This window comes from Citrobacter sp. CK181 (assembly GCF_030333595.1).
GTDB lineage: Bacteria > Pseudomonadota > Gammaproteobacteria > Enterobacterales > Enterobacteriaceae > Citrobacter_B > Citrobacter_B koseri.
Genome location: NZ_JAOWFN010000014.1, coordinates 511187 through 533595 on the forward strand (window position 1 = coordinate 511187; position 22409 = coordinate 533595).

Here is a 22409-nt window from a genome sequence, read left to right on the forward strand (position 1 = left end):
ATGAAACGTGCCGTCGTTGTATTCAGTGGAGGCCAGGACTCCACAACCTGTCTGGCGCAAGCGCTGCATCAGTATGATGAAGTGCACTGCGTCACCTTTGATTATGGTCAGCGCCATCGCGCTGAGATTGATGTTGCACGTAATCTGGCCTTAAAACTCGGCGCGCGTGCGCATAAGGTGCTGGACGTAACGCTACTGAGCGAACTGGCGGTCAGTAGCCTGACGCGCGATAACATTCCCGTACCGGACTATGAACCGGATGCCGACGGTATTCCGAATACGTTTGTCCCTGGGCGTAATATTCTGTTTCTGACTCTGGCGGCGATTTACGCTTATCAGGTGAAAGCCGAAGCGGTGATCACCGGCGTTTGCGAGACGGATTTCTCCGGCTACCCGGACTGCCGCGATGAGTTTGTCAAAGCGCTGAATCATGCCGTCACCCTGGGTATGGCGAAGGATATTCGCTTTGAAACCCCGCTGATGTGGATTGATAAAGCCGAAACCTGGGCACTCGCCGATTACTGGGGCAAGCTGGATCTGGTGCGCGAAGAGACGCTGACCTGTTATAACGGCATCAAAGGTGACGGTTGCGGGCAGTGCGCCGCCTGTAATCTGCGCGCCAACGGTCTGAACCATTATCTGGCGGATAAACCGGCAGTGATGGCGGCAATGAAGCAGAAAACAGGGTTAAAGTGATCGTTTTGCCGGATGGCGGTGCACGCACCTTATCCGGCCTGGCGACATTCACCGTGGTCAATGTCGCCCGCAGGCCTGATAAGCGAAGCGCCATCAGGCAACTTTCCGTTACTTCACCATCTGCTCCAGTTTCTCGCGTAACTCACCTTCCAGCGGCAATGCTTTTTGCGTTTTCAAATCAATACAGACAAAAGTAATCTGCGCGTCCACCACAACCTGCCCTTCCGGCTCAAGCGTAATGACCTGGCTTAAAATGCCGCTCTTCCCGTTTAACTGCTGCACCTGACTGGTGACGGTCAGCAGATCGCTCAGCACGGCAGGGCGACGGTAGTTAATATTAATATTCACCACCACAAAAGCGATGTTGCGGGCCGTCATCCATTGAAAGCTGTCACTGTTTTCCAGCCCATCCCAGCGTGCTTCTTCAAGAAACTCAAGATAGCGGGCATTATTAACGTGCTGATAAACATCAAGGTGATAACCACGGACTTTGATTTGTGTTTGCATAGCGCAATAACCTTACGTTGTTGTTATAGGAACAGAGGCCATAACTGGTATGACCTCATTATCCTGGCAAACTTTTGCCACAGTGCAAGTTATTACAGCGTCAGCACCGCCAGATTGCGTTCCACCAGCGAACTCCCCATCCCCGGAACCTGCTTTAAATCATCCACCGTTTTAAACGGCCCATACTCTTCCCGATAGTTGACTATCGCCTGCGCTTTTTTCAGCCCGACGCCATTCATCACCCGCGCCAGATCTTCCGCTGAAGCCGTGTTGATACTGACCCTCGCGCCTTCATCATCGCTGGCCTTTGCAGGCACGGAGGCTTTAGTCTGCGCGGACGCAGACGAATCCGCCTTTGTTTGTACCGCCTGATTTTTCTCTACCGTTCCGGCAGCCAGCGCGTTGTGCGTCATGCCTGCGCAGGCCAGAGTCATCGTGACCAGCAGTGCGTTGATTCCATGTTTCATACTGTTTTCTCCTTGTGTGTTAACAGTGGCATCACGATAGCGGGGCGGCGAAAGGCAAACAAATAGCAAATATCAGAAATGGAAAAGGCCGCGAAGGCGGCCTTTGAGGGTTACAACTTTTTGCAGTTTTTTGCGAAGCGTCTCGGTGATTACTGCTGTTCCAGCGCATCGCCGACTTTGATTTTCGCCGCTTTACGCAGGTTACTCATCAGCGCTTCAAAGGTAATCTGCGCGTTATTCTGGGTAATACCCTGAACCATCGCTTTTTTCTGCTCTTCCGGCATAGAGCCCGCTTTCACGTCGTCCAGCGCCAGCAGCACAACGTTGCCCTGCATATCGTTAGCGACGCCATAGCTCGGCTTATCTTTCTCTGGCAGACCCAGCGCAAACGCAGCCTGGCTTACCGGGTCCTGCCCGGTACGGCTCAGCGTTTTCGCTTCGCCAAAGCTCAGACCGGCCGCTTTCATCGCTTCTGCGCCTTTACCCGCTTTCAGCTCAACCAGCAGTTTGTCAGCATCCAGTTTTGCCTGCTGCTCTGCTTTGTTGTGCTTAACGAGCGCAGCCACCTGCTCTTTCACGTCAGCCAGAGGCTTAACCGCTTCAGGTTTATGCTCGCTGATGCGCAGCACGAATGCGCGGTCGCCATCCACGGTGATGATATCGGAGTTGCTGCCCGGCGTACCGTTCTCGCCAACCAGACCACCGTTGAAGATAGCATCGGCAACCGGTTTAAAATTCAGCTCTTCTGGCAGGTTGTCATGGCTGAACCAGCCGGTTTCAACCGCTTTCACGCCAGCGGCCTGTTCAGCGCCCGCCAGAGATTCGGTATCGTTGCTCGCCGCATCGCTGACTTTTTGTTGCAGCGCGTAATAGGCATCCAGCGCTTTTTCCTGCTTCACTTTCGCGGCAATGTCATCACGCGCTTCGCTCAGCGGCTTCACTTTCGCAGGCTGAACATCATCCAGACGCGCAACCAGGAAGCCAACAGAGGATTTAATCACGCCAGACAGCTGGCCTTTTTCTTTCAGGCCGGCATTTTTCAGTTCGTCCGGCGTGGTGGCGTCTTCCAGCCAGCCCATATCGCCGCCGTTGCGCGCAGAGATAATGTCTGCGGATTTCTCTTTCGCCAGCGCGGCAAAATCACCGCCTTTGTTCAGCGCGTCCAGCACCGCTTTCGCTTCATCTTCCGTTTTGGTCTGAATGACGCTGTAACGGTTACGCTGCGGCTGGGTGAACTGATCCTGATGCTGGTCATAGTAAGACTGGATATCCGCATCGTTGACCGTTTCCTGCATGGCAGCCGCATCCAGCTTGATGTAGCTCACGCGGAACTGCTCCGGGGTCATAAAGCGGTTCTTGTTCTGCTCGTAGTAGCTGGACACTTCCTGATCGGTAGCCTGCTGCTTCGCAGCCAGTGCGTTCACGTCAATCGTCGCTTCACGCACCACACGCTGCTGCGCGACTAACGCCGCCAGCTCGTCCGTTTCACCTTTCAGCATGAAATCAGTACCGGCAACACCAGCAATCAGTTGCTGGGTGGTGAGCTGGTTACGCAATGCCTGAGCATACTGATCGGCTGTCATCCCCATCTGATTCACAATCGCGTTGTAGCGGTTGTTATCAAATTTGCCGTCAACCTGGAAAGCCGCCGTTGAAAAGATGGCCTGCTTAACCTGTTCGTCGCTGATGCTGAGTTTAAGCTCATGCGCGTATTGATCCAGCAAGGCTTCATCGATAAGACGATTCAGTACCTGCTGACGCAGCGTTTTCATGTAGCCTTCATTCGCCGCCAGTTCAGAATACTGATCGCCCAGCTGCTGCTGCATACGATTACGTTCGCTGTTAAACGCATTCTCAAACTGCGAGCGGCTGATTTCCTGGTCATTCACTTTTGCGGCGTAGTTATTGCTTCCGCCAATCAGGTAACCACTCACGCCGGTCAAAATGAACGACACGATAATGATACCGAAAATAATCTTGAGCACGAGACTGTTAGCAGCCGTGCGTAAGCTGTCCATCATGGTGTAACCACACTCCGCTGTAGGTGACTGTTTTGCGTATTCATACTTCACGCAGCATAGCGTTTTCTGAACGCTGCGCGGAAAGCTGTATTGTGACAAGAAACCGGGGTAATTGTCAGCCCACAACCAGCATAAACTCAAATAAAGTAGTACTGGACAAATAAAAAAGGCACATCAGATGATGCGCCCTTGTACTTTGTCACATCCCCAGGGGGAGAAGCTCTTAGTTTACCGCGTCTTTCAGCGCTTTACCTGCACGGAAACCCGGCACTTTAGCGGCGGCGATGGTGATCTCTTTACCTGTTTGCGGGTTGCGACCAGTACGGGCAGCACGCTCTTTAACAGCAAAAGTACCAAAACCTACCAGCGCTACATCATCACCTTCTTTCAGTGATTCAGTGACAGAAGCAATAATTGCATCTAACGCACGTCCAGCCGCAGCCTTAGAGATATCAGCCCCTGCAGCAATTTTGTCGATCAGTTGAGATTTATTCACTCTTCTCTTCCTCTTTTATAATTTATATCGCACCGGAATCCTTCAAAGTGCGACCGCGCAGCAGTTATATCAGGCCTGCCATGCCCTTACAACACCCGTTAATGATGGCAAGCCCGATCCGTCATCTAAATTAGCTATACAAAAAAAGGCTGGCAAGCACGAAATGCCCTGCCAGCCCTGTTTTTCTTAGCGCTATTTGCGCGAGGTCACTATTTTGCGGTGACAACCTGTATGCCGGACGGCTCATTTTGCAACGCAAGAGTCAGAACTTCCTCAATGCGTTTCACCGGATGAATGTCCAGATCGGCAATAACGTTGTCTGGAATCTCTTCCAGATCGCGTTTATTCTCAAACGGAATTAACACGGTTTTGATCCCGCCACGGTGCGCCGCCAGCAGTTTCTCTTTCAGGCCGCCGATAGGCAGTACCTGGCCTCGCAGGGTAATTTCCCCGGTCATCGCCACATCAGCGCGAACAGGATTACCCGTCAGGCAGGAGACCAGCGCGGTACACATCGCAATACCGGCGCTCGGGCCGTCTTTCGGCGTCGCCCCTTCCGGTACGTGAACGTGGATGTCACGTTTTTCGTAAAAGTCTGGATTAATACCCAGTTTTTCCGCACGCGCACGCACCACGGTCAGCGCAGCCTGAATAGATTCCTGCATAACCTCACCGAGAGAACCGGTGTAAGTCAGTTTGCCTTTACCCGGCACACAGGCGGTTTCGATGGTCAGCAGGTCGCCGCCCACTTCCGTCCATGCCAGACCCGTTACCTGACCCACACGGTTTTCGTTGTCCGCGCGGCCGTAGTCAAAGCGCTGTACGCCGAGGTAGTCATGCAGGTTATCGCCATCGATCACAATGTGTTTCAGCGACTTATCCAGCAGCAGCTGTTTCACGGCTTTGCGGCACAGTTTGGAGATTTCACGCTCCAGGCTACGCACGCCCGCTTCACGGGTGTAGTAACGGATAATGCCGATAATGGCGCTATCCTCAACCGTCAGCTCACCTTTCTTCAGTGCGTTACGCTCGATCTGTTTCGGCAGCAGGTGCTGTTTAGCAATGTTCAGCTTCTCGTCTTCGGTATAACCGGACAGACGAATCACTTCCATACGATCCAGCAGTGGCGCCGGAATGTTCATGGAGTTGGAGGTGGCAACGAACATCACGTCGCTGAGATCGTAATCCACTTCCAGGTAGTGATCGCTGAACGCCACGTTCTGCTCAGGGTCCAGCACCTCAAGCAGCGCAGAGGCCGGATCGCCACGCATGTCGGAAGACATTTTGTCGATCTCATCGAGCAGGAACAGTGGGTTTTTAACGCCCACTTTAGCCATTTTCTGGATCAGTTTACCCGGCATAGAGCCGATGTATGTCCGGCGGTGGCCGCGGATTTCTGCTTCATCACGCACGCCGCCGAGCGCCATACGGATATATTTACGCCCGGTCGCTTTGGCGATGGACTGACCCAGAGAGGTTTTACCTACCCCCGGCGGCCCAACCAGACACAGGATCGGCCCTTTGATTTTGTTTACACGGCTTTGTACCGCGAGATACTCAAGGATGCGATCTTTCACACGCTCCAGACCGTAATGGTCTGTGTCGAGAATTTCCTGTGCCTGACGCAGGTCTTTTTTGACCTTGCTACGCGCGTTCCACGGCACCTGCACCATCCAGTCGATGTAGCCGCGTACAACCGTCGCTTCCGCCGACATCGGAGACATCATTTTCAGCTTCTGCAATTCTGCTTCCGCTTTCTCTTTTGCCTCTTTCGGCATTTTCGCCGCATCGATTTTACGCTTCAGCGCTTCGTTTTCATCCGGCGCGTCGTCCATCTCGCCCAGTTCTTTCTGAATGGCTTTCATTTGCTCATTCAGATAGTACTCACGCTGAGATTTCTCCATCTGCTTTTTAACGCGGTTGCGAATACGCTTCTCAACCTGCAACAGATCGATTTCAGATTCCATCATCGCCATCAGATACTCCAGACGTTCGTTAACGTCGGACATCTCCAGCACGGACTGCTTATCCGCCAGTTTCAGCGGCATATGGGCAGCGATGGTGTCCGCCAGACGCGCAGGATCGTCAATGCTATTGAGCGACGTCAGCACTTCCGGTGGGATTTTTTTGTTCAGCTTGATGTAGCCTTCGAACTGACTGATGGCAGTGCGCACCAGCACTTCCTGCTCGCGCTCATCAATCGCTGGCGATTCAAGGTATTCCGCCTTAGCGGAAAAGTGTTCGCCGTTATCTGACAGCGCAGAAATACGCGCGCGCTGCAACCCCTCAACCAGCACTTTGACTGTACCGTCAGGCAGTTTCAGCATTTGCAAAATTGAGGCCACGGTCCCGACGGTGAAAAGATCGTTTACACCCGGCTCATCCGTTGATGCTTCTTTCTGGGCGACCAGCATGATTTTTTTATCATGGTCCATAGCCGCTTCCAGACAACGGATAGATTTTTCCCGCCCTACAAATAAGGGTATGACCATGTGCGGATAAACCACCACATCGCGCAACGGCAATACGGGGATTTCAATGCGTTCAGAACGCTCAGGATTCATAGAGCTCTCTCTTAGTTTAGTGTCCGCCAGGTAATCAGACTGCGCGACTGTGCTTCACGCAGCCATTAACATGTATGTCAGTATATGGGGATGTTTCCCACACATTCAACGCCATGTTTACGGAAAAATAAAAGGGGGGATAAAATCCCCCCTTTTTCGTTAACTGATTGTATGAGTTGGTTAATTATTCACCAGATGCCTGCTGCGCTTCCGGCTTGCCGTAAATCAGCAACGGCTTGCTCTGACCGCCGATGACGGACTCGTCGATAACCACTTTTTCAACGTCTTCCATAGAAGGCAGATCGTACATGGTATCAAGCAGCGCCGCTTCAACGATGGAACGCAGACCACGGGCGCCGGTTTTACGCGCCATCGCTTTCTTCGCGATAGCATCCAGCGCTTCGTCACGAAATTCCAGATCGACGCCTTCCAAGTTAAACAGCGCCTGATACTGTTTGGTCAGGGCGTTTTTCGGCTCTTTCAGGATCTGGATCAGCGCTTCTTCACTCAGCTCATTCAGCGTCGCCACAACCGGCAGACGACCAATAAACTCAGGAATCAGACCAAATTTGATCAGATCTTCCGGCTCAACCTGCGCCAGCAGTTCGCCTTCGCTGGCCTTGTCGGATTTCGCTTTGACCGTTGCGCCAAAACCAATGCCGGAGCCGGTTTCAACACGGTTAGCAATCACTTTATCCAAACCAGCGAACGCGCCGCCGCAGATAAACAGGATCTTAGAGGTATCAACCTGCAAGAACTCCTGCTGCGGATGCTTGCGTCCTCCCTGCGGCGGAACGGCGGCAACCGTCCCTTCGATCAGTTTCAACAGCGCCTGCTGTACGCCTTCACCGGAAACGTCACGGGTAATGGACGGGTTGTCAGACTTACGGGAAATCTTGTCGATTTCATCGATGTAGACAATACCGCGCTGCGCTTTCTGCACATCGTAATCGCATTTTTGCAACAGCTTCTGAATGATGTTCTCAACATCTTCGCCCACATAACCGGCTTCGGTCAGGGTGGTGGCATCCGCCATGGTGAACGGTACGTCCAGCAGGCGCGCCAGCGTTTCGGCCAGCAGCGTTTTACCGGAACCGGTCGGCCCGATCAGCAGAATGTTACTTTTGCCCAACTCAACGCCATTGCTGGTGTCGCCGTTGCGCAGACGTTTGTAGTGGTTGTATACCGCGACCGCCAGCACTTTTTTCGCCTGCTCCTGGCCGATAACATAATCGTCCAGATGGTTGCGAATTTCATGTGGCGTCGGCAGCGCACTGCGTTCACGGTGCGGTGCCACTTCCTTAATCTCTTCGCGAATGATGTCGTTACATAGATCAACACATTCGTCGCAGATATACACGGATGGACCGGCAATCAGCTTGCGCACTTCATGCTGGCTTTTGCCGCAAAAAGAGCAGTACAACAATTTGCCCGAGCCATCTTTGCGTTTATCTGTCATGAGTCAAAACCTCTTCTTTGTTCTTTGTGCCGCACACGACGACGCAAATGCCATTCTCAGGCGCAAGTCGCTTGTCAGCGTTGTGCCGCCCCTGGATAGTATTATAGCGGCACACCTGCGCCCTGGGCATCAATTACGATGGGTCAAAATCGAGTCGACCAGACCGTACTCCACCGCTTCAGACGCGGAGAGGAAGCGGTCGCGCTCGGTATCACGTTCAATCTGCTCAAGAGACTGACCCGTATGGTGCGCCATAAGTTCATTCATGCGCCCTTTCACCTTCAGGATTTCACGGGCATGAATTTCAATATCTGTCGCCTGGCCCTGATAACCGCCGAGAGGCTGGTGAATCATGACGCGAGAGTTAGGCAGGCAGAAACGTTTGCCTTTTGCGCCAGCAGTCAGCAGGAACGCGCCCATAGAAGCCGCCTGGCCCATACAAATCGTGCTAACGTCCGGCTTAATAAACTGCATGGTGTCGTAGATAGACATCCCTGCGGTAATAACTCCGCCTGGGGAGTTAATGTACAGGTAGATATCTTTTTCCGGGTTTTCCGCTTCCAGGAACAGCATCTGCGCCACAATCAGGTTAGCCATATGGTCTTCGACCTGGCCGGTCAGAAAAATGACACGTTCCTTAAGTAGACGAGAATAGATATCAAAAGAGCGCTCACCACGTGAGGTCTGTTCAATGACCATCGGCACCAGCGCCATATGGGGTGCAAAGTTATCTCGTTCGCCGCTGTATGACATTTCCGTCTCCTGGATAAAAATTGAAAAAACCTGCTGTACCGATTGTAACCTTATGGACGGATTATCAGCTAGTCCCTCTGTTATGGGTACGGCATCGCCATAATTCAAGCATAACAATCTTTTGTTGTAACGCTAACACTGAAACGCTGTTTTCGCACTCTTCCATGCAAAATGCGTGACAAAAAAAAAGCCCGCCACCTGGAGGTGACGGGCCCTTGTGCGAATTTCGTGCTAATTAAGCGACGAATTACGCCTGCTGGTTCATCAGTTCGTTGAAGGAAGTGGCTTTTTCAGTCACTTTCGCTTTCGCCAGAACGGCTTCAACGGCCTGCTCTTCCAGAGCGACGTTACGCATGTTGTCCATCAGCTCTTTGTTTTTGCTGTAGAACTCGATAACTTCTTTCGGATCTTCGTACGCAGAAGCCATCTCTTCGATCAGACCTTTAACGCGCTCTTCGTCAGCTTTCAGCTCCTGAGTGCGAATCACTTCGCCCAGCAGCAGGCCGACAACAACGCGACGCTTAGCCTGTTCTTCGAACAGTTCACGCGGCAGTTCCAGCGCTTGTTTCTCGTTGCCGCCGAAACGCTGTGCAGCCTGACGACGCAGAACGTCAACTTCGCTGTCGATCAGCGCAGATGGAACGTCGATGTCGTTCGCTTTCACCAGGCCTTCAATCGCCTGAGACTTCACGCGGTTACGCACAGCGCCTTTCAGCTCGCGTTCCATGTTTTTACGCACTTCAGTACGCAGACCAGCAACAGAACCATCTTCAACGCCGAAACGCTTGATGAATTCTTCGGTCAGTTCCGGCAGCTCGCGCTCTTCAACTTTCTTCAGGTTGATAGCGAATTTAGCAGCTTTACCTTTCAGGTTTTCAGCGTGATATTCTTCCGGGAAGGTCACGTCGATAGTGAACTCTTCGCCTGCTTTGTGACCTTTGATACCGTCTTCAAAGCCCGGGATCATACGACCCTGGCCCATCGCCAGTACGAAGTCAGACGCTTTGCCGCCTTCGAACTCTTCACCGTCAACAGAACCGGTGAAGTCGATGGTTACACGGTCTTCTGCATCAGCAGCGCCGTCTTTGTCTTTCCAGGTTGCCTGCTGTTTACGCAGGGTGTCCAGCATCACGTCAACATCGGCGTCGGTCACTTCAACAACCGGTTTTTCAACTTCGATGGATTCCAGACCGGTCAGTTCAACTTCCGGGTAGACTTCAAATTCTACAGCGTAGGTGAAGTCTTCGCCCAGTTTGTATTCGCCCGGAACATAGTTCGGTGCGCCAGCCGGGTTGATTTTTTCTTTGATGATCGCGTCAACGAAGTTACGGCTCATCAGGTCACCCAGAACGTCCTGGCGAACAGAAGCGCCATAACGCTGAGCAACAACATTCATCGGTACTTTGCCCTTGCGGAAGCCGTCAATACGCACTTTCTTCGCTACGTTGACCAGCTCGCTTTTCACAGCGGTCTCGATGCTGTCAGCAGCGATAGTAATCGTTACACGGCGGCCAAGGCCTTGAGTGGTTTCAACTGAAACTTGCATCTTGTTACCTCAAAAAATCACAGTGCTCGGTCAACTCTACTCCGCAAGCACAGGTTGTTGGCTTCGCGGAACCGGGATGTTCTCATAATCAATCACATTCCCTGTCGTCAGAATCATCCCGAAGACATTCCGAAAAATAAGACGCCGCATTATAGCGGCATCACTTTTATGAGTCGAGAACGGTTATCGCGCGTTGCTGCGGCTTTTTTCACAATTCCCGGCTAATTTTGGTCTGAATACTGTACATCTCGCTCAAAATTCAGACAAAACAAAACGGCCCGCAGGCCGTTTTCACATAATCTGTAGCAACATACTGGAAAAGCGCCAACAGTTGCAAATGCGTTTTTCTACGCGATGCTTCCTGCGCCACGGCAAGGAGGCGATGCGAAGATCGTATCCTGCAATCCTTCCCACTCCTTAATGGTATAGGTATGCAGGGCCAGCGCATGTACGGTTGTGGAGAGTTCTGCCGTTAACGTACCGTAAATCATCCGGTGGCGATTAAGAAAACGTTCGCCAGTGAAGCGATCGCTGACCAGCACAACCTTAAAGTGGCTCTCAGAGCCTGCCGGAACATTGTGACGATAGCTTTCATCCACAACTTCGAGGAACACGGGTTCGAACGCTGCCCTTAATTTTTCTTCTATTTGCTCACGTATCATCATGAAATATCTCCTCCGACAACGCTGAGATGTCACCCATCCCTTTAAATACTAGCCGCTTTTACCGTTTACATTACATCATGACAACAAAAATTTAGCGTTCGTCTGATATTTTCATTCAAACGTATGAAGTTTACTGACTTATCCATTCATTTGGTTGCGAAAACCCGAAGTAAGGTGTACCGAGGGTCAGAAAACAGACAACGCGATGAATTTACATGCGTTGACCACTTCCCCTCGCCGTTGGCAATGTTATGATGGCGGGAATTTTTATCTATCACGCTTAAGAGTCACTGAGAGCCCGAACATGTTAAAGAAAATCCTCTTTCCATTAATTGCTCTGGTTATGCTGGCAGGGTGCGCAACACCGCCGACAACCATTGACGTATCGCCGAAAATCACACTGCCGCAACAAGATCCAAGCCTGATGGGCGTTACTGTGAGCATCAACGGCGCCGACCAGCGTCAGGATCAGGCGCTGGCGAAAGTTACGCGTAATAACCAACTGGTTACTCTGACCGCCTCCCGCGATCTGCGCTTCCTGCTGCAAGAAGTGCTGGAAAAACAGATGACCGCACGCGGTTATATGGTAGGGCCGAACGGCGCTGTGAACCTGCAAATCATCGTAAATCAGCTGTATGCCGATGTATCTCAGGGTAACGTTCGCTACAACATCGCCACCAAAGCGGATATCGCCATCATCGCGACGGCGGCAAACGGCAACAAGATGACGAAAAACTACCGTGCGAGCTACTCTGTTGAAGGCGCATTCCAGGCGTCCAACCAGAATATCGCCAACGCGGTTAACAGCGTCCTGACCGACACCATCGCTGATATGTCTCAGGACACCAGCATTCACGAATTCATTAAGCAGAACGCACGTTAATTTCTGTCCAGATGGCCCGGCGCTTGTCGGGCCTGTAGATGCCCATGCCCAACCAATATTTACGTATTTTTCAGCAACCGCGTTCAGCTATCCTGTTGATTCTGGGGTTTGCATCAGGTTTACCCCTCGCGCTCACCTCCGGCACGCTACAGGCCTGGATGACCGTTGAGAATATCGATCTCAAAACCATTGGTTTCTTCTCTCTGGTGGGCCAGGCCTACGTCTTTAAATTCCTCTGGTCTCCGGTCATGGACCGTTACACGCCGCCTTTTTTAGGTCGTCGTCGCGGCTGGCTGATTACCACGCAGATTCTGCTGCTGCTCGCCATTGCGGCGATGGGTTTTCTGGAACCCGGCACGCAGTTGCGCTGGATGGCGGCGCTGGCGGTTATCATCGCCTTCTGTTCCGCATCTCAGGACATTGTCTTTGACGCGTGGAAAACGGATGTTCTGCCTGCGGAAGAACGCGGCACCGGGGCGGCGATTAGCGTACTGGGCTATCGGCTAGGAATGCTGGTCTCCGGTGGTCTGGCGCTGTGGCTGGCGGATCGCTGGCTCGGCTGGCAGGGGATGTACTGGCTGATGGCGGCGCTGCTTGTGCCCTGTATTATCGCCACGCTCCTGGCCCCTGAACCTGAAGATTCCATTCCAGTGCCTAAAACGCTGGAACAGGCGGTCGCCGCTCCGCTGCGCGACTTTTTTGGCCGCAACAACGCCTGGCTGATCTTGTTGTTAATCGTGCTGTATAAGCTGGGCGACGCGTTCGCCATGAGCCTGACCACCACCTTTTTGATTCGCGGCGTTGGTTTTGATGCCGGTGAAGTCGGCGTGGTCAATAAAACGCTGGGACTGCTGGCGACGATTGTCGGCGCGCTGTACGGCGGCATCCTGATGCAGCGCCTTTCCCTTTTCCGCGCGCTGCTGATTTTCGGCATTCTGCAAGGCGTTTCCAACGCCGGTTACTGGCTGCTTTCCGTGACGGACAAGCATATGTTCAGCATGGCCGCAGCGGTCTTCTTCGAGAACCTGTGCGGCGGGATGGGAACGGCGGCCTTTGTCGCATTGTTAATGACGCTGTGCAACAAATCGTTTTCCGCCACCCAGTTTGCCCTGCTCTCCGCGCTCTCTGCGGTGGGACGCGTGTATGTCGGCCCCGTTGCCGGATGGTTTGTCGAAGCGCATGGCTGGCCCACGTTTTATCTCTTCTCCGTCGCAGCGGCCGTGCCTGGCCTTCTGCTTCTGCTGGTTTGTCGTCAAACCCTTGAACACAGTTGGGAAAGCGAAAGTTTCATCCCCCGTACGGAATTTCGCGGGGCGTATGGTCTGGCGCTGCTGACGCTAATGATCGGTTGCGGCCTGTTGGCGGTATGGCTGTTGCTGCTGACGATGAACGCCGTGGACTACACTCGCTTCTCCTTCCTGCCCGAACTGCTTGAGGCGGGGGTCATGGTGGCGATATGCGGCATTTTGTTCGGCGGGGTGCTGGATTATCTGGCGCTACGCAAAACACGTCTTGTGTAAGCGAGCAACGTTATTTGCCGTTGTAATAACAGAGCGAAATTATAACGGCTAAATAATCAGCAGTTGCGAAAAATAATATTTGTTGTTTTGTGCGCAATAGCATCTGGAAATTATTGACGCCTTTTATAGATTTTATTTTCCTTACTCGATTCAGCCAATATAGTTTTATTTTTTGTTTTTCATTTGTCTCTTTGTTGATAATTAATTGTTAAACAATTGTTTTAATTTCGCATTGGTTATACCAATTACCCTGTAAGCCCTGCCTTCCAGCCCTCTTTCGTTATAACGTGATGTTGCAACAGGTTCTTAAAGTCAACGCGACATATCCTGCAACATATGTGACATGCCCGGCAGAACCCAGTAACACAGATCCAATCATGTTTACAGTAATGTAACCTTCCCGTAAAATGCCCACACACTTTAAACGCCACCAGGTCCCGTGGAATTGAGGTCGTTAAATGAGACTCAGGAAATACAATAAAAGTTTGGGATGGTTGTCATTAATTGCAGGCACTGCATTACTCAGTGGCTGTAATTCTGCACTTCTTGACCCCAAAGGACAGATTGGACTGGAACAACGTTCACTGATACTGACGGCTTTTGGCCTGATGTTGATTGTCGTTATTCCCGCCATCTTGATGGCTGTTGGTTTCGCCTGGAAGTACCGTGCGAGCAATAAAGATGCGAAGTACAGCCCGAACTGGTCACACTCCAATAAAGTGGAAGCTGTGGTCTGGACGGTGCCGATTCTGATCATCATTTTCCTTGCTGTACTTACCTGGAAAACCACTCACGCTCTTGAGCCAAGCAAGCCGCTGGCGCATGACGAGAAGCCCATTACCATCGAAGTGGTTTCCATGGACTGGAAATGGTTCTTCATCTACCCGGAACAGGGCATTGCAACCGTGAATGAAATCGCCTTCCCGGCGAACACTCCGGTTTATTTCAAAGTGACCTCCAACTCCGTGATGAACTCCTTCTTTATCCCGCGTCTGGGTAGCCAGATTTATGCCATGGCCGGTATGCAGACTCGACTGCATCTGATCGCCAACGAAGCCGGTACCTATGATGGTATTTCCGCAAGCTATAGCGGCCCTGGTTTCTCCGGTATGAAGTTCAAAGCTATCGCCACGCCGGACCGCGCCACATTCGACCAGTGGGTTGCTAAAGCTAAACAGTCACCGAACACCATGAGCGACATGGCTGCGTTCGAGAAAGTGGCTGCGCCAAGCGAATACAACCAGGTGGAATATTTCTCCAACGTGAAACCGGATTTGTTTAAAGACGTCATTAACAAATTTATGGCTCACGGTAAGAGCATGGACATGACCCAACCGGAAGGTGAGCACAGCTCGCATGAAGGCATGGAAGGCATGGACATGAGCCACGCGGAATCCGCTCACTAAGGGGCCGAGGAAGAAAACGATGTTCGGAAAATTGACACTGGATGCAGTCCCGTTCCATGAACCTATCGTCATGGTTACGATCGCTGCCATTATCGTCGGGGGTCTGGCGCTTTTAGCCTTGATCACTTACTTCGGTAAGTGGACCTACCTATGGAAAGAGTGGCTTACTTCGGTTGACCACAAGCGTCTTGGCATCATGTATGTCATCGTCGCAATTGTTATGTTGATACGCGGCTTTGCCGACGCCATCATGATGCGTAGCCAGCAGGCGCTGGCTTCTGCGGGCGAAGCAGGCTTCCTGCCGCCGCATCACTACGATCAGATCTTCACCGCTCACGGCGTGATCATGATCTTCTTCGTGGCAATGCCATTCGTTATCGGTCTGATGAACCTGGTGGTTCCGTTGCAGATCGGCGCGCGTGACGTTGCGTTCCCGTTCCTGAACAACCTGAGCTTCTGGTTCACCGTTGTCGGCGTTATCCTGGTTAACCTGTCTCTGGGCGTTGGTGAGTTCGCACAGACCGGCTGGCTGGCTTATCCGCCGCTCTCGGGAATAGAGTACAGTCCGAGTGTCGGGGTCGATTACTGGATCTGGAGTCTCCAGCTATCCGGTATCGGTACGACGCTGACCGGTATCAACTTCTTCGTGACGATTCTGAAGATGCGTGCGCCGGGCATGACCATGTTCAAGATGCCGGTATTTACCTGGGCATCGCTGTGCGCGAACATCCTGATTATCGCCTCCTTCCCAATTCTGACTGTCACCATCGCGCTGCTGACCCTGGATCGCTATCTGGGCACCCATTTCTTTACCAACGATATGGGCGGCAACATGATGATGTACATCAACCTGATTTGGGCCTGGGGCCACCCGGAAGTGTACATCCTGGTTCTGCCGGTCTTCGGGGTGTTCTCCGAAATCGCCGCAACCTTCTCGCGTAAACGCCTGTTTGGTTACACCTCGCTGGTTTGGGCGACCGTGTGTATCACCGTTCTGTCGTTCATCGTTTGGCTGCACCACTTCTTCACCATGGGTGCGGGCGCGAACGTAAACGCCTTCTTCGGTATTACCACGATGATTATCGCGATCCCGACCGGGGTTAAGATCTTCAACTGGCTGTTCACCATGTACCAGGGGCGTATCGTCTTCCACTCAGCGATGCTGTGGACGATCGGCTTTATCGTGACCTTCTCGGTCGGCGGTATGACTGGCGTTCTGCTGGCGGTTCCGGGCGCGGACTTCGTTCTGCACAACAGCCTGTTCCTGATTGCGCACTTCCATAACGTTATCATCGGCGGTGTGGTCTTCGGGTGCTTCGCCGGTATGACCTACTGGTGGCCGAAAGCGTTCGGCTTCACGCTGAACGAGACCTGGGGTAAACGCGCATTCTGGTTCTGGATCATCGGCTTCTTCGTGGCGTTTATGCCGCTGTACGTGCTGGGCTTCATGGGGATGACCCGTCGTCTCAGCCAGCAGATTGACCCGCAGTTCCATCCAATGCTGCTGATTGCCGCCTGTGGCGCCGCGCTGATTGCACTGGGCATCCTGTGCCAGCTGATTCAGATCTTCGTTTCTATTCGCGACCGCGAGCAGAACCGCGACCTGACCGGCGACCCGTGGGGCGCGCGTACGCTGGAGTGGGCAACCTCTTCTCCGCCTCCGTTCTATAACTTTGCCGTTGTGCCGCACGTTCACGAGCGTGATGCCTTCTGGGAAATGAAAGAAAAAGGCGAAGCGTACAAACAGCCTGCGCATTATGAAGAAATTCATATGCCGAAAAACAGCGGTGCGGGCATCGTTATCGCCGCCTTCTCCACTATTTTTGGTTTCGCCATGATCTGGCATATCTGGTGGCTGGCGATTGCAAGCTTCGCAGGCATGATCATCAGCTGGATTGTTAAGAGCTTTGACGAGGACGTGGACTACTACGTACCAGTCCCGGAAGTCGAAAAACTGGAAAACCAGCATTTCGATGAGATTTCTAAGGCAGGGCTGAAAAATGGCAACTGATACTTTAGCGCAAACGCACGCGACTGCCCACGCGCATGAACACGGGCACCACGATGCAGGCCAGACCAAAATCTTCGGATTTTGGATCTACCTGATGAGCGACTGCATTCTGTTCTCTATTCTGTTCGCAACCTATGCCGTTCTGGTGAACGGCACCGCAGGCGGCCCGACAGGTAAGGACATTTTTGAACTGCCGTTCGTTCTGGTTGAAACTTTCCTGCTGTTGTTCAGCTCCATCACCTACGGCATGGCGGCTATCGCCATGCACAAGGATAACAAGAGCCAGGTTGTCTCCTGGCTGGCGTTGACCTTCTTGTTTGGTGCCGGATTTATCGGGATGGAAATCTACGAATTCCATCACCTGATTGTTGAAGGCATGGGCCCGGATCGCAGCGGCTTCCTGTCTGCGTTCTTCGCGCTGGTCGGTACGCACGGTCTGCACGTCACCTCCGGTCTTATCTGGATGGCGGTGCTGATGGTGCAGATCGCCCGTCGCGGCCTGACCAGCACTAACCGTACCCGCATCATGTGCCTGAGCCTGTTCTGGCACTTCCTGGATGTGGTGTGGATCTGTGTGTTCACTGTTGTTTATCTGATGGGGGCGATGTAATGAGTCATTCTACCGATCACAGCGGCGCGTCCCACGGCAGCGTAAAAACTTACATGACAGGTTTTATTCTGTCGATCATCCTGACGGTCATTCCGTTCTGGATGGTGATGACGGGTACAGGTTCCCCGGCCGTGATTCTGGGGACTATCCTGGCGATGGCAGTGGTGCAGATTCTGGTGCATCTGGTGTGCTTCCTGCACATGAATACGAAATCTGACGAAGGCTGGAACATGACGGCCTTTGTCTTTACCGTGCTGATCATTGCCATTCTGGTGGTGGGCTCCATCTGGATTATGTGGAACCTGAACTACAATATGATGATGCACTAAGAGCGGCGGTTATGATGTTTAAGCAATACCTGCAAGTAACGAAACCAGGCATCATCTTTGGCAACCTGATCTCGGTGATTGGGGGATTCCTGCTGGCTTCTAAAGGCAGCATCGACTATCCCCTGTTTATCTATACGCTGGTCGGGGTGTCACTGGTTGTGGCGTCGGGTTGTGTATTTAACAACTACATCGACAGGGATATCGACAGGAAGATGGAAAGGACCAAGAATCGGGTGCTGGTCAAGGGCCTGATTTCTCCTGCTGTCTCGCTGGTGTACGCCACCTTGCTGGGTATTGCGGGCTTTATGCTGCTGTGGTTTGGCGCGAATCCTCTGGCCTGCTGGCTGGGGGTGATGGGCTTCGTGGTGTATGTCGGCATTTATAGTCTGTACATGAAACGCCACTCCGTTTACGGCACGCTGATTGGTTCTCTCTCCGGCGCTGCGCCGCCGGTGATTGGCTACTGCGCCGTAACGGGCGAATTCGACAGCGGCGCGCTGATTCTGCTGGCGATCTTTAGCCTGTGGCAGATGCCGCACTCTTACGCTATCGCGATTTTCCGCTTCAAGGATTATCAGGCTGCCAACATTCCGGTTCTGCCGGTGGTGAAAGGCATCTCGGTGGCGAAGAACCATATCACGCTGTACATCATCGCCTTTGCCGTTGCGACGCTGATGCTCTCCCTGGGCGGCTATGCCGGATATAAATATCTGGTGGTCGCGGCAGCCGTGAGCGTCTGGTGGCTCGGAATGGCCCTGCGCGGTTACAAAGTGGAAGATGACAAAGTCTGGGCGCGTAAGCTGTTCGGCTTTTCCATCATCGCCATCACTGCGTTAAGCGTGATGATGTCCGTCGACTTTATGGTGCCGGACTCACACAGCCTGCTGACCTGGGTCGGGTAAAATCAGCGAATGCTACAAGGGTGCTTCGGCACCCTTTTTTATCTGAGGGATGTTATTCAGTCATAAAGCCATTTACCCGCCTTTGCTGACTCTATAATCATCTCTACTGTCAAAGGCTTTAACTCTATTTCAGGCAGCTTTTTTTGCCAGAATGGATATTCATATTCAATATAATTCCGCGCATCAAAGTTTGAATACTCAATATCAAAATGTTCAAATAAATCGACTAAAAAATCATCGGCATCTTCTGGTACAAACTGAAAATCATCTTCCAGGGTCCACTCTTTAGTAACCTGTTTAAGGCCAGGCCTAAACCAACGTTCCCTGATTGGGTAGTTCTTCATGATGTATTCAATTACTTCAGCTTCATAATTTCTCATCAGAAAGATGTCCACTGTATGCGATCTTTGGGTCGTGCGATAAGGTTGTATTTATCACGCGTATGTTTTGTAACCATGAACAGCAGCATGATTAACTGAGCATGACCGATAAAAGGAATCCATCGACCTATATAAGTTGCAATTTGGTTTGTGGGAACCATCTTCAATTTAGAAAATTTCCCCATAGGCGCATGCGGTCTTAATCCAAATGGGAAACGAGCCCCTTTCAGAAGTTTTCTGCATAAGATAGATGCAATGCTGGTACCCGGTGTGTTCGTGGCTGCTGATAATTTTCCTTTTACGGGAATCAATGGTTGACCTATCAACACTAACGTAGCGGCTTCAGTGGTTATCCCTAATGAATCAGCTAACTGCTCAATAAATATCAAATCAAATAGTTCACCAGGCGTTACATTAGCGTGCCCATGATACCAATAAGTTCCATTCGCTTCTTCCGTCGTATCCATTGACGCCTCCCTCAGACGGACTGCCGATCATTCCATGCATCACTGTAGATAATATTGCCATCACAGTGCTTCCAGGTGATTTTCTCGTAACGTAATTCTATGGTTTCAAGATGGTTGTTGTTCTTGTCTTCTGGCCCTGCCATCGTTGGAGAGACAGAAACAATCCGCACACCTTCGAGCAACATATTAAAATACTCGACCTCCTGACCCGCATCGTTAATTTTGTACCAGCGTATCTCTGCTGATTTAAGATTTTGGCCTGTTGCAACAGCTTTGTATAAATACAGGCTGGAGTAATCGAACTCTTTGACGATCATCATCGGTGAGTGCTGGCGTGTGCCCGTCGGCTTACCTGTTGCGTTATCAGTTGGAATAGATAAATTGTGGTGAAAGCCTTTAAATTCAATACTGTATTCCCTATCTTTTACATCGCAGCCACCCTTAATCAGCGCGCCGCCATCGTCATAAATCCACATATTGCCTGGAATCGCCATTTTCCTTTTCCCGCTTTCCATTAGAAATAACCACAAAAATACTACAACTGTAATTATCGCAAGTAAATTAGTTGCACTGGTAACTATTTCTTTTAAGTCTCAACACAATTCTACATACCGTAGTGGTTTACCCTGTTACCTCGCCGCTTTACACTAGTCGCGGATTTTATACAGAGGTGGGAATGAACGATTACAAAATGACGCCGGGTGAGTTGCGCGCCACCTGGGGTTTAGGGACTGTATTTTCTTTGCGCATGCTTGGCATGTTTATGGTCCTGCCGGTTCTGACCACCTATGGTATGGCGCTTCAGGGTGCCAGCGAAGCCTTGATCGGAATTGCTATCGGTATTTACGGCCTGGCGCAAGCCGTTTTCCAGATCCCCTTTGGGTTACTCTCAGACCGCGTCGGGCGTAAGCCGTTGATTATCGGCGGTCTGGCCGTGTTCGTGCTGGGTAGCGTGATCGCCGCGCTGTCTGACTCCATCTGGGGGATTATTCTTGGCCGCGCGCTGCAAGGTTCTGGCGCAATCGCCGCCGCCGTCATGGCGCTGCTGTCTGACTTAACCCGCGAGCAAAACCGAACCAAAGCGATGGCGTTTATCGGCGTCAGTTTTGGTATTACCTTCGCCATTGCGATGGTGCTTGGGCCGATCGTCACCCACAAACTGGGGCTGAACGCCCTGTTCTGGATGATTGCCGCACTCGCCGCGCTCGGCATCGCCCTGACCGTTTGGGTTGTCCCCAACAGCACAACCCACGTATTGAACCGTGAATCCGGCATGGTGAAAGGCAGTTTCAGCAAAGTGCTGGCCGAACCTAAGCTGTTGAAGCTTAACTTCGGCATCATGTGTCTGCATATTCTGCTGATGTCGACCTTCGTCGCCCTCCCCGGCCAGCTTGCCGCTGCCGGTTTCCCCGCCGCCGAACACTGGAAGATTTATCTGGTCACAATGCTGATCTCATTTGGCTCCGTAGTCCCGTTCATTATCTACGCCGAAGTCAAACGCCGGATGAAGCGGGTCTTTCTGCTGTGCGTCGCGTTGATATTGATTGCCGAAGTCGTGCTGTGGGGCGCAGGCGTGCACTTCTGGGGATTAATTGCCGGGGTACAGCTGTTCTTCCTCGCTTTTAACCTGATGGAAGCCCTCCTCCCCTCGCTGATCAGCAAAGAGTCTCCTGCCGGTTATAAGGGCACCGCGATGGGCGTTTACTCCACCAGCCAGTTCCTCGGCGTCGCGATTGGCGGCTCGCTGGGCGGCTGGGTGAATGGTCTGTTCGGCGGTCAGGCGGTATTTCTGGCTGGCGCATTGCTGACCGTCGTCTGGCTGGCGGTAGCAAGTACGATGAAAGAACCGCCGTATGTCAGCAGCTTACGCGTGGAAATTCCGCCGGAGATTGCCGCCGATGACGCGCTGAAACAGCGTTTGCTGGCGACTGAAGGTGTGAGTGAGGTACTGATCGCAGAGAAAGAGCATTCCGCCTATGTGAAGATCGACAGCAAAGTGACCAACCGTTTTGAGGTTGAGCAGGCGATCAGGCTGGCGTGAGAAGTGCCGGATGGCGGCTACCGCCTTATCCGGCCTACAGAGCACACACGTTGTAGGCCCGGTAAGCATCGCGCCACCGGGCATAATGCCGGATGGCGGCTACCGCCATCCGGCCTACAAGACCGCATTGTCCGTAGGCCGGATAAGCGCAGCGCCATCAGGCATCACAACTTAATCGCGGAAGTTTTTGAACTGGAACGGCTGTCCCAAATCCCCGCCGCGCACCAGCGCCATGACGGATTGCAGATCGTCACGGGATTTTCCGGTCACACGGATCTCTTCCCCCTGAATTTGCGCCTGCACTTTCAGCTTGCTGTCTTTAATCAGCTTCACGATCTTCTTCTGAACCGCGCTTTCAATGCCCTGCTTCAGCTTCGCTTCCACAAACCAGGTTTTACCGCTGTGGACAAATGCTTCCGGCACATCCAGCGAACTGCCTTCAATGCCGCGCTTGAGCAGCTTCGCGCGCAGAATATCCAGCAGCTGATTCACCTGGAAATCCGATTCGCTCAGTACTTTGATGGTTTTGTTCGCGTCGTTTAATTCAAACGTGGCCTCAACGCCACGAAAATCAAAGCGTGATTCAACTTCGCGAGTCGCATTATCTACTGCGTTACGCGCTTCCTGAAGATCGACTTCAGAGACAATATCGAAAGATGGCATCTTTTCCTCTCCCTTCGTTTTTG

At 52.2% G+C, this 22409-nt stretch carries 22 protein-coding genes; 9 read left to right on the plus strand and 13 right to left on the minus strand.

Annotation, left to right across the window (positions count from 1 at the left end):
- Complete coding sequence (gene queC, locus OGW17_RS15935; RefSeq protein ID WP_049008410.1) at window positions 1-696, plus strand: 7-cyano-7-deazaguanine synthase QueC; 696 nt, start codon at window positions 1-3, stop codon at window positions 694-696.
- Window positions 697-804: 108 nt separating this feature from the next.
- Here queC and fadM read toward each other — a convergent pair whose 3' ends face one another.
- The 9 genes from fadM to bolA form a co-directional block, all read right to left on the minus strand.
- On the minus strand, window positions 805-1203 hold the full coding sequence (gene fadM / locus OGW17_RS15940) for a long-chain acyl-CoA thioesterase FadM (RefSeq protein WP_012133539.1): 399 nt from the start codon (window positions 1201-1203) through the stop codon (window positions 805-807).
- A gap of 92 nt (window positions 1204-1295) precedes the next feature.
- On the minus strand, window positions 1296-1670 hold the full coding sequence (locus tag OGW17_RS15945) for a helix-hairpin-helix domain-containing protein (protein ID WP_049008409.1): 375 nt from the start codon (window positions 1668-1670) through the stop codon (window positions 1296-1298).
- A gap of 149 nt (window positions 1671-1819) precedes the next feature.
- A complete protein-coding gene (gene ppiD / locus OGW17_RS15950; protein ID WP_012133541.1) occupies window positions 1820-3691 on the minus strand; it encodes a peptidylprolyl isomerase in 1872 nt (623 codons plus the stop codon).
- Between the two features lie 223 nt (window positions 3692-3914).
- A complete protein-coding gene (gene hupB, locus OGW17_RS15955) occupies window positions 3915-4187 on the minus strand; it encodes a nucleoid-associated protein HU-beta (protein ID WP_003021629.1) in 273 nt (90 codons plus the stop codon).
- A 209-nt stretch (window positions 4188-4396) separates the two neighbouring features.
- A complete protein-coding gene (gene lon, locus OGW17_RS15960) occupies window positions 4397-6751 on the minus strand; it encodes an endopeptidase La (protein ID WP_012133542.1) in 2355 nt (784 codons plus the stop codon).
- A 184-nt stretch (window positions 6752-6935) separates the two neighbouring features.
- Window positions 6936-8210 carry an ATP-dependent protease ATP-binding subunit ClpX gene (gene clpX / locus OGW17_RS15965; RefSeq protein ID WP_012133543.1) on the minus strand — a complete coding sequence of 425 codons (1275 nt, stop codon included), beginning with the start codon at window positions 8208-8210 and terminating at the stop codon, window positions 6936-6938.
- A gap of 129 nt (window positions 8211-8339) precedes the next feature.
- A complete protein-coding gene (gene clpP, locus OGW17_RS15970; protein ID WP_003021624.1) occupies window positions 8340-8963 on the minus strand; it encodes an ATP-dependent Clp endopeptidase proteolytic subunit ClpP in 624 nt (207 codons plus the stop codon).
- 247 nt (window positions 8964-9210) lie between these two features.
- Window positions 9211-10509 carry a trigger factor gene (gene tig, locus OGW17_RS15975; protein ID WP_012133545.1) on the minus strand — a complete coding sequence of 433 codons (1299 nt, stop codon included), beginning with the start codon at window positions 10507-10509 and terminating at the stop codon, window positions 9211-9213.
- 347 nt (window positions 10510-10856) lie between these two features.
- The gene (gene bolA / locus OGW17_RS15980) at window positions 10857-11174 is read right to left on the minus strand and encodes a transcriptional regulator BolA (RefSeq protein ID WP_012133546.1); all 318 of its coding nucleotides are present in this window, start codon (window positions 11172-11174) and stop codon (window positions 10857-10859) included.
- A 304-nt stretch (window positions 11175-11478) separates the two neighbouring features.
- Here bolA and OGW17_RS15985 point away from each other — a divergent pair, with 304 nt between their 5' ends.
- From OGW17_RS15985 to cyoE, 7 genes are all read left to right on the plus strand, one after another.
- Window positions 11479-12057 (plus strand): lipoprotein, encoded by a 579-nt coding sequence (locus tag OGW17_RS15985; RefSeq protein WP_012133548.1) that lies wholly within the window; start codon window positions 11479-11481, stop codon window positions 12055-12057.
- A 44-nt stretch (window positions 12058-12101) separates the two neighbouring features.
- The gene (ampG, locus tag OGW17_RS15990) at window positions 12102-13577 is read left to right on the plus strand and encodes a muropeptide MFS transporter AmpG (RefSeq protein ID WP_024130594.1); all 1476 of its coding nucleotides are present in this window, start codon (window positions 12102-12104) and stop codon (window positions 13575-13577) included.
- Window positions 13578-14035: 458 nt separating this feature from the next.
- Window positions 14036-14983 (plus strand): cytochrome o ubiquinol oxidase subunit II, encoded by a 948-nt coding sequence (cyoA, locus tag OGW17_RS15995; RefSeq protein ID WP_012133550.1) that lies wholly within the window; start codon window positions 14036-14038, stop codon window positions 14981-14983.
- A gap of 19 nt (window positions 14984-15002) precedes the next feature.
- A complete protein-coding gene (gene cyoB, locus OGW17_RS16000) occupies window positions 15003-16994 on the plus strand; it encodes a cytochrome o ubiquinol oxidase subunit I (protein ID WP_012133551.1) in 1992 nt (663 codons plus the stop codon).
- Window positions 16984-17604: a cytochrome o ubiquinol oxidase subunit III gene (locus tag OGW17_RS16005; protein WP_012133552.1), complete on the plus strand. Its 621-nt coding sequence runs from the start codon at window positions 16984-16986 to the stop codon at window positions 17602-17604. Before cyoB ends, OGW17_RS16005 begins: the two co-directional genes overlap by 11 nt.
- A complete protein-coding gene (locus OGW17_RS16010) occupies window positions 17604-17933 on the plus strand; it encodes a cytochrome o ubiquinol oxidase subunit IV (protein WP_012133553.1) in 330 nt (109 codons plus the stop codon). Before OGW17_RS16005 ends, OGW17_RS16010 begins: the two co-directional genes overlap by 1 nt.
- 11 nt (window positions 17934-17944) lie before the next feature.
- Complete coding sequence (cyoE, locus tag OGW17_RS16015) at window positions 17945-18835, plus strand: heme o synthase (protein WP_081353222.1); 891 nt, start codon at window positions 17945-17947, stop codon at window positions 18833-18835.
- Between the two features lie 56 nt (window positions 18836-18891).
- On the opposite strand, the gene OGW17_RS16020 is transcribed toward cyoE, so the two are convergent.
- From OGW17_RS16020 to OGW17_RS16030, 3 genes are read right to left on the minus strand one after another with little or no spacing between them, the layout of a single operon-like run.
- Entirely contained in the window at window positions 18892-19215 is a 324-nt protein-coding gene (locus OGW17_RS16020) for a DUF1493 family protein (RefSeq protein WP_071259899.1), read from the minus strand.
- Window positions 19215-19682: an STM2901 family protein gene (locus OGW17_RS16025; protein ID WP_071259901.1), complete on the minus strand. Its 468-nt coding sequence runs from the start codon at window positions 19680-19682 to the stop codon at window positions 19215-19217. The genes OGW17_RS16020 and OGW17_RS16025 overlap by 1 nt, the downstream gene beginning before the upstream one ends.
- A gap of 11 nt (window positions 19683-19693) precedes the next feature.
- Window positions 19694-20176, minus strand: coding sequence for an Hcp family type VI secretion system effector (locus OGW17_RS16030; protein WP_071259904.1), 483 nt, complete (start codon window positions 20174-20176; stop codon window positions 19694-19696).
- A 182-nt stretch (window positions 20177-20358) separates the two neighbouring features.
- Between OGW17_RS16030 and OGW17_RS16035 the strand changes: the two genes are divergently transcribed.
- Window positions 20359-21723 (plus strand): MFS transporter, encoded by a 1365-nt coding sequence (locus OGW17_RS16035; RefSeq protein ID WP_012133555.1) that lies wholly within the window; start codon window positions 20359-20361, stop codon window positions 21721-21723.
- Between the two features lie 171 nt (window positions 21724-21894).
- Here OGW17_RS16035 and OGW17_RS16040 read toward each other — a convergent pair whose 3' ends face one another.
- Window positions 21895-22386 (minus strand): YajQ family cyclic di-GMP-binding protein, encoded by a 492-nt coding sequence (locus OGW17_RS16040; protein WP_012133556.1) that lies wholly within the window; start codon window positions 22384-22386, stop codon window positions 21895-21897.
- Window positions 22387-22409 lie beyond the last annotated feature (23 nt).

Coding starts and splice junctions, on each gene's coding strand:
- clpP (WP_003021624.1), bottom strand. CDS start 8,963: ATGTCATACAGCGGCGAACGAGATAACTTTGCACCCCATATGGCGCTG.
- tig (WP_012133545.1), bottom strand. CDS start 10,509: ATGCAAGTTTCAGTTGAAACCACTCAAGGCCTTGGCCGCCGTGTAACG.
- OGW17_RS16005 (WP_012133552.1), top strand. CDS start 16,984: ATGGCAACTGATACTTTAGCGCAAACGCACGCGACTGCCCACGCGCAT.
- OGW17_RS16030 (WP_071259904.1), bottom strand. CDS start 20,176: ATGGCGATTCCAGGCAATATGTGGATTTATGACGATGGCGGCGCGCTG.
- OGW17_RS15945 (WP_049008409.1), bottom strand. CDS start 1,670: ATGAAACATGGAATCAACGCACTGCTGGTCACGATGACTCTGGCCTGC.
- ppiD (WP_012133541.1), bottom strand. CDS start 3,691: ATGATGGACAGCTTACGCACGGCTGCTAACAGTCTCGTGCTCAAGATT.
- cyoB (WP_012133551.1), top strand. CDS start 15,003: ATGTTCGGAAAATTGACACTGGATGCAGTCCCGTTCCATGAACCTATC.
- queC (WP_049008410.1), top strand. CDS start 1: ATGAAACGTGCCGTCGTTGTATTCAGTGGAGGCCAGGACTCCACAACC.
- clpX (WP_012133543.1), bottom strand. CDS start 8,210: ATGACAGATAAACGCAAAGATGGCTCGGGCAAATTGTTGTACTGCTCT.
- lon (WP_012133542.1), bottom strand. CDS start 6,751: ATGAATCCTGAGCGTTCTGAACGCATTGAAATCCCCGTATTGCCGTTG.
- cyoE (WP_081353222.1), top strand. CDS start 17,945: ATGATGTTTAAGCAATACCTGCAAGTAACGAAACCAGGCATCATCTTT.
- OGW17_RS16040 (WP_012133556.1), bottom strand. CDS start 22,386: ATGCCATCTTTCGATATTGTCTCTGAAGTCGATCTTCAGGAAGCGCGT.
- ampG (WP_024130594.1), top strand. CDS start 12,102: ATGCCCAACCAATATTTACGTATTTTTCAGCAACCGCGTTCAGCTATC.
- OGW17_RS16010 (WP_012133553.1), top strand. CDS start 17,604: ATGAGTCATTCTACCGATCACAGCGGCGCGTCCCACGGCAGCGTAAAA.
- OGW17_RS16020 (WP_071259899.1), bottom strand. CDS start 19,215: ATGAGAAATTATGAAGCTGAAGTAATTGAATACATCATGAAGAACTAC.
- OGW17_RS16035 (WP_012133555.1), top strand. CDS start 20,359: ATGAACGATTACAAAATGACGCCGGGTGAGTTGCGCGCCACCTGGGGT.
- cyoA (WP_012133550.1), top strand. CDS start 14,036: ATGAGACTCAGGAAATACAATAAAAGTTTGGGATGGTTGTCATTAATT.
- fadM (WP_012133539.1), bottom strand. CDS start 1,203: ATGCAAACACAAATCAAAGTCCGTGGTTATCACCTTGATGTTTATCAG.
- OGW17_RS16025 (WP_071259901.1), bottom strand. CDS start 19,682: ATGGATACGACGGAAGAAGCGAATGGAACTTATTGGTATCATGGGCAC.
- bolA (WP_012133546.1), bottom strand. CDS start 11,174: ATGATGATACGTGAGCAAATAGAAGAAAAATTAAGGGCAGCGTTCGAA.
- OGW17_RS15985 (WP_012133548.1), top strand. CDS start 11,479: ATGTTAAAGAAAATCCTCTTTCCATTAATTGCTCTGGTTATGCTGGCA.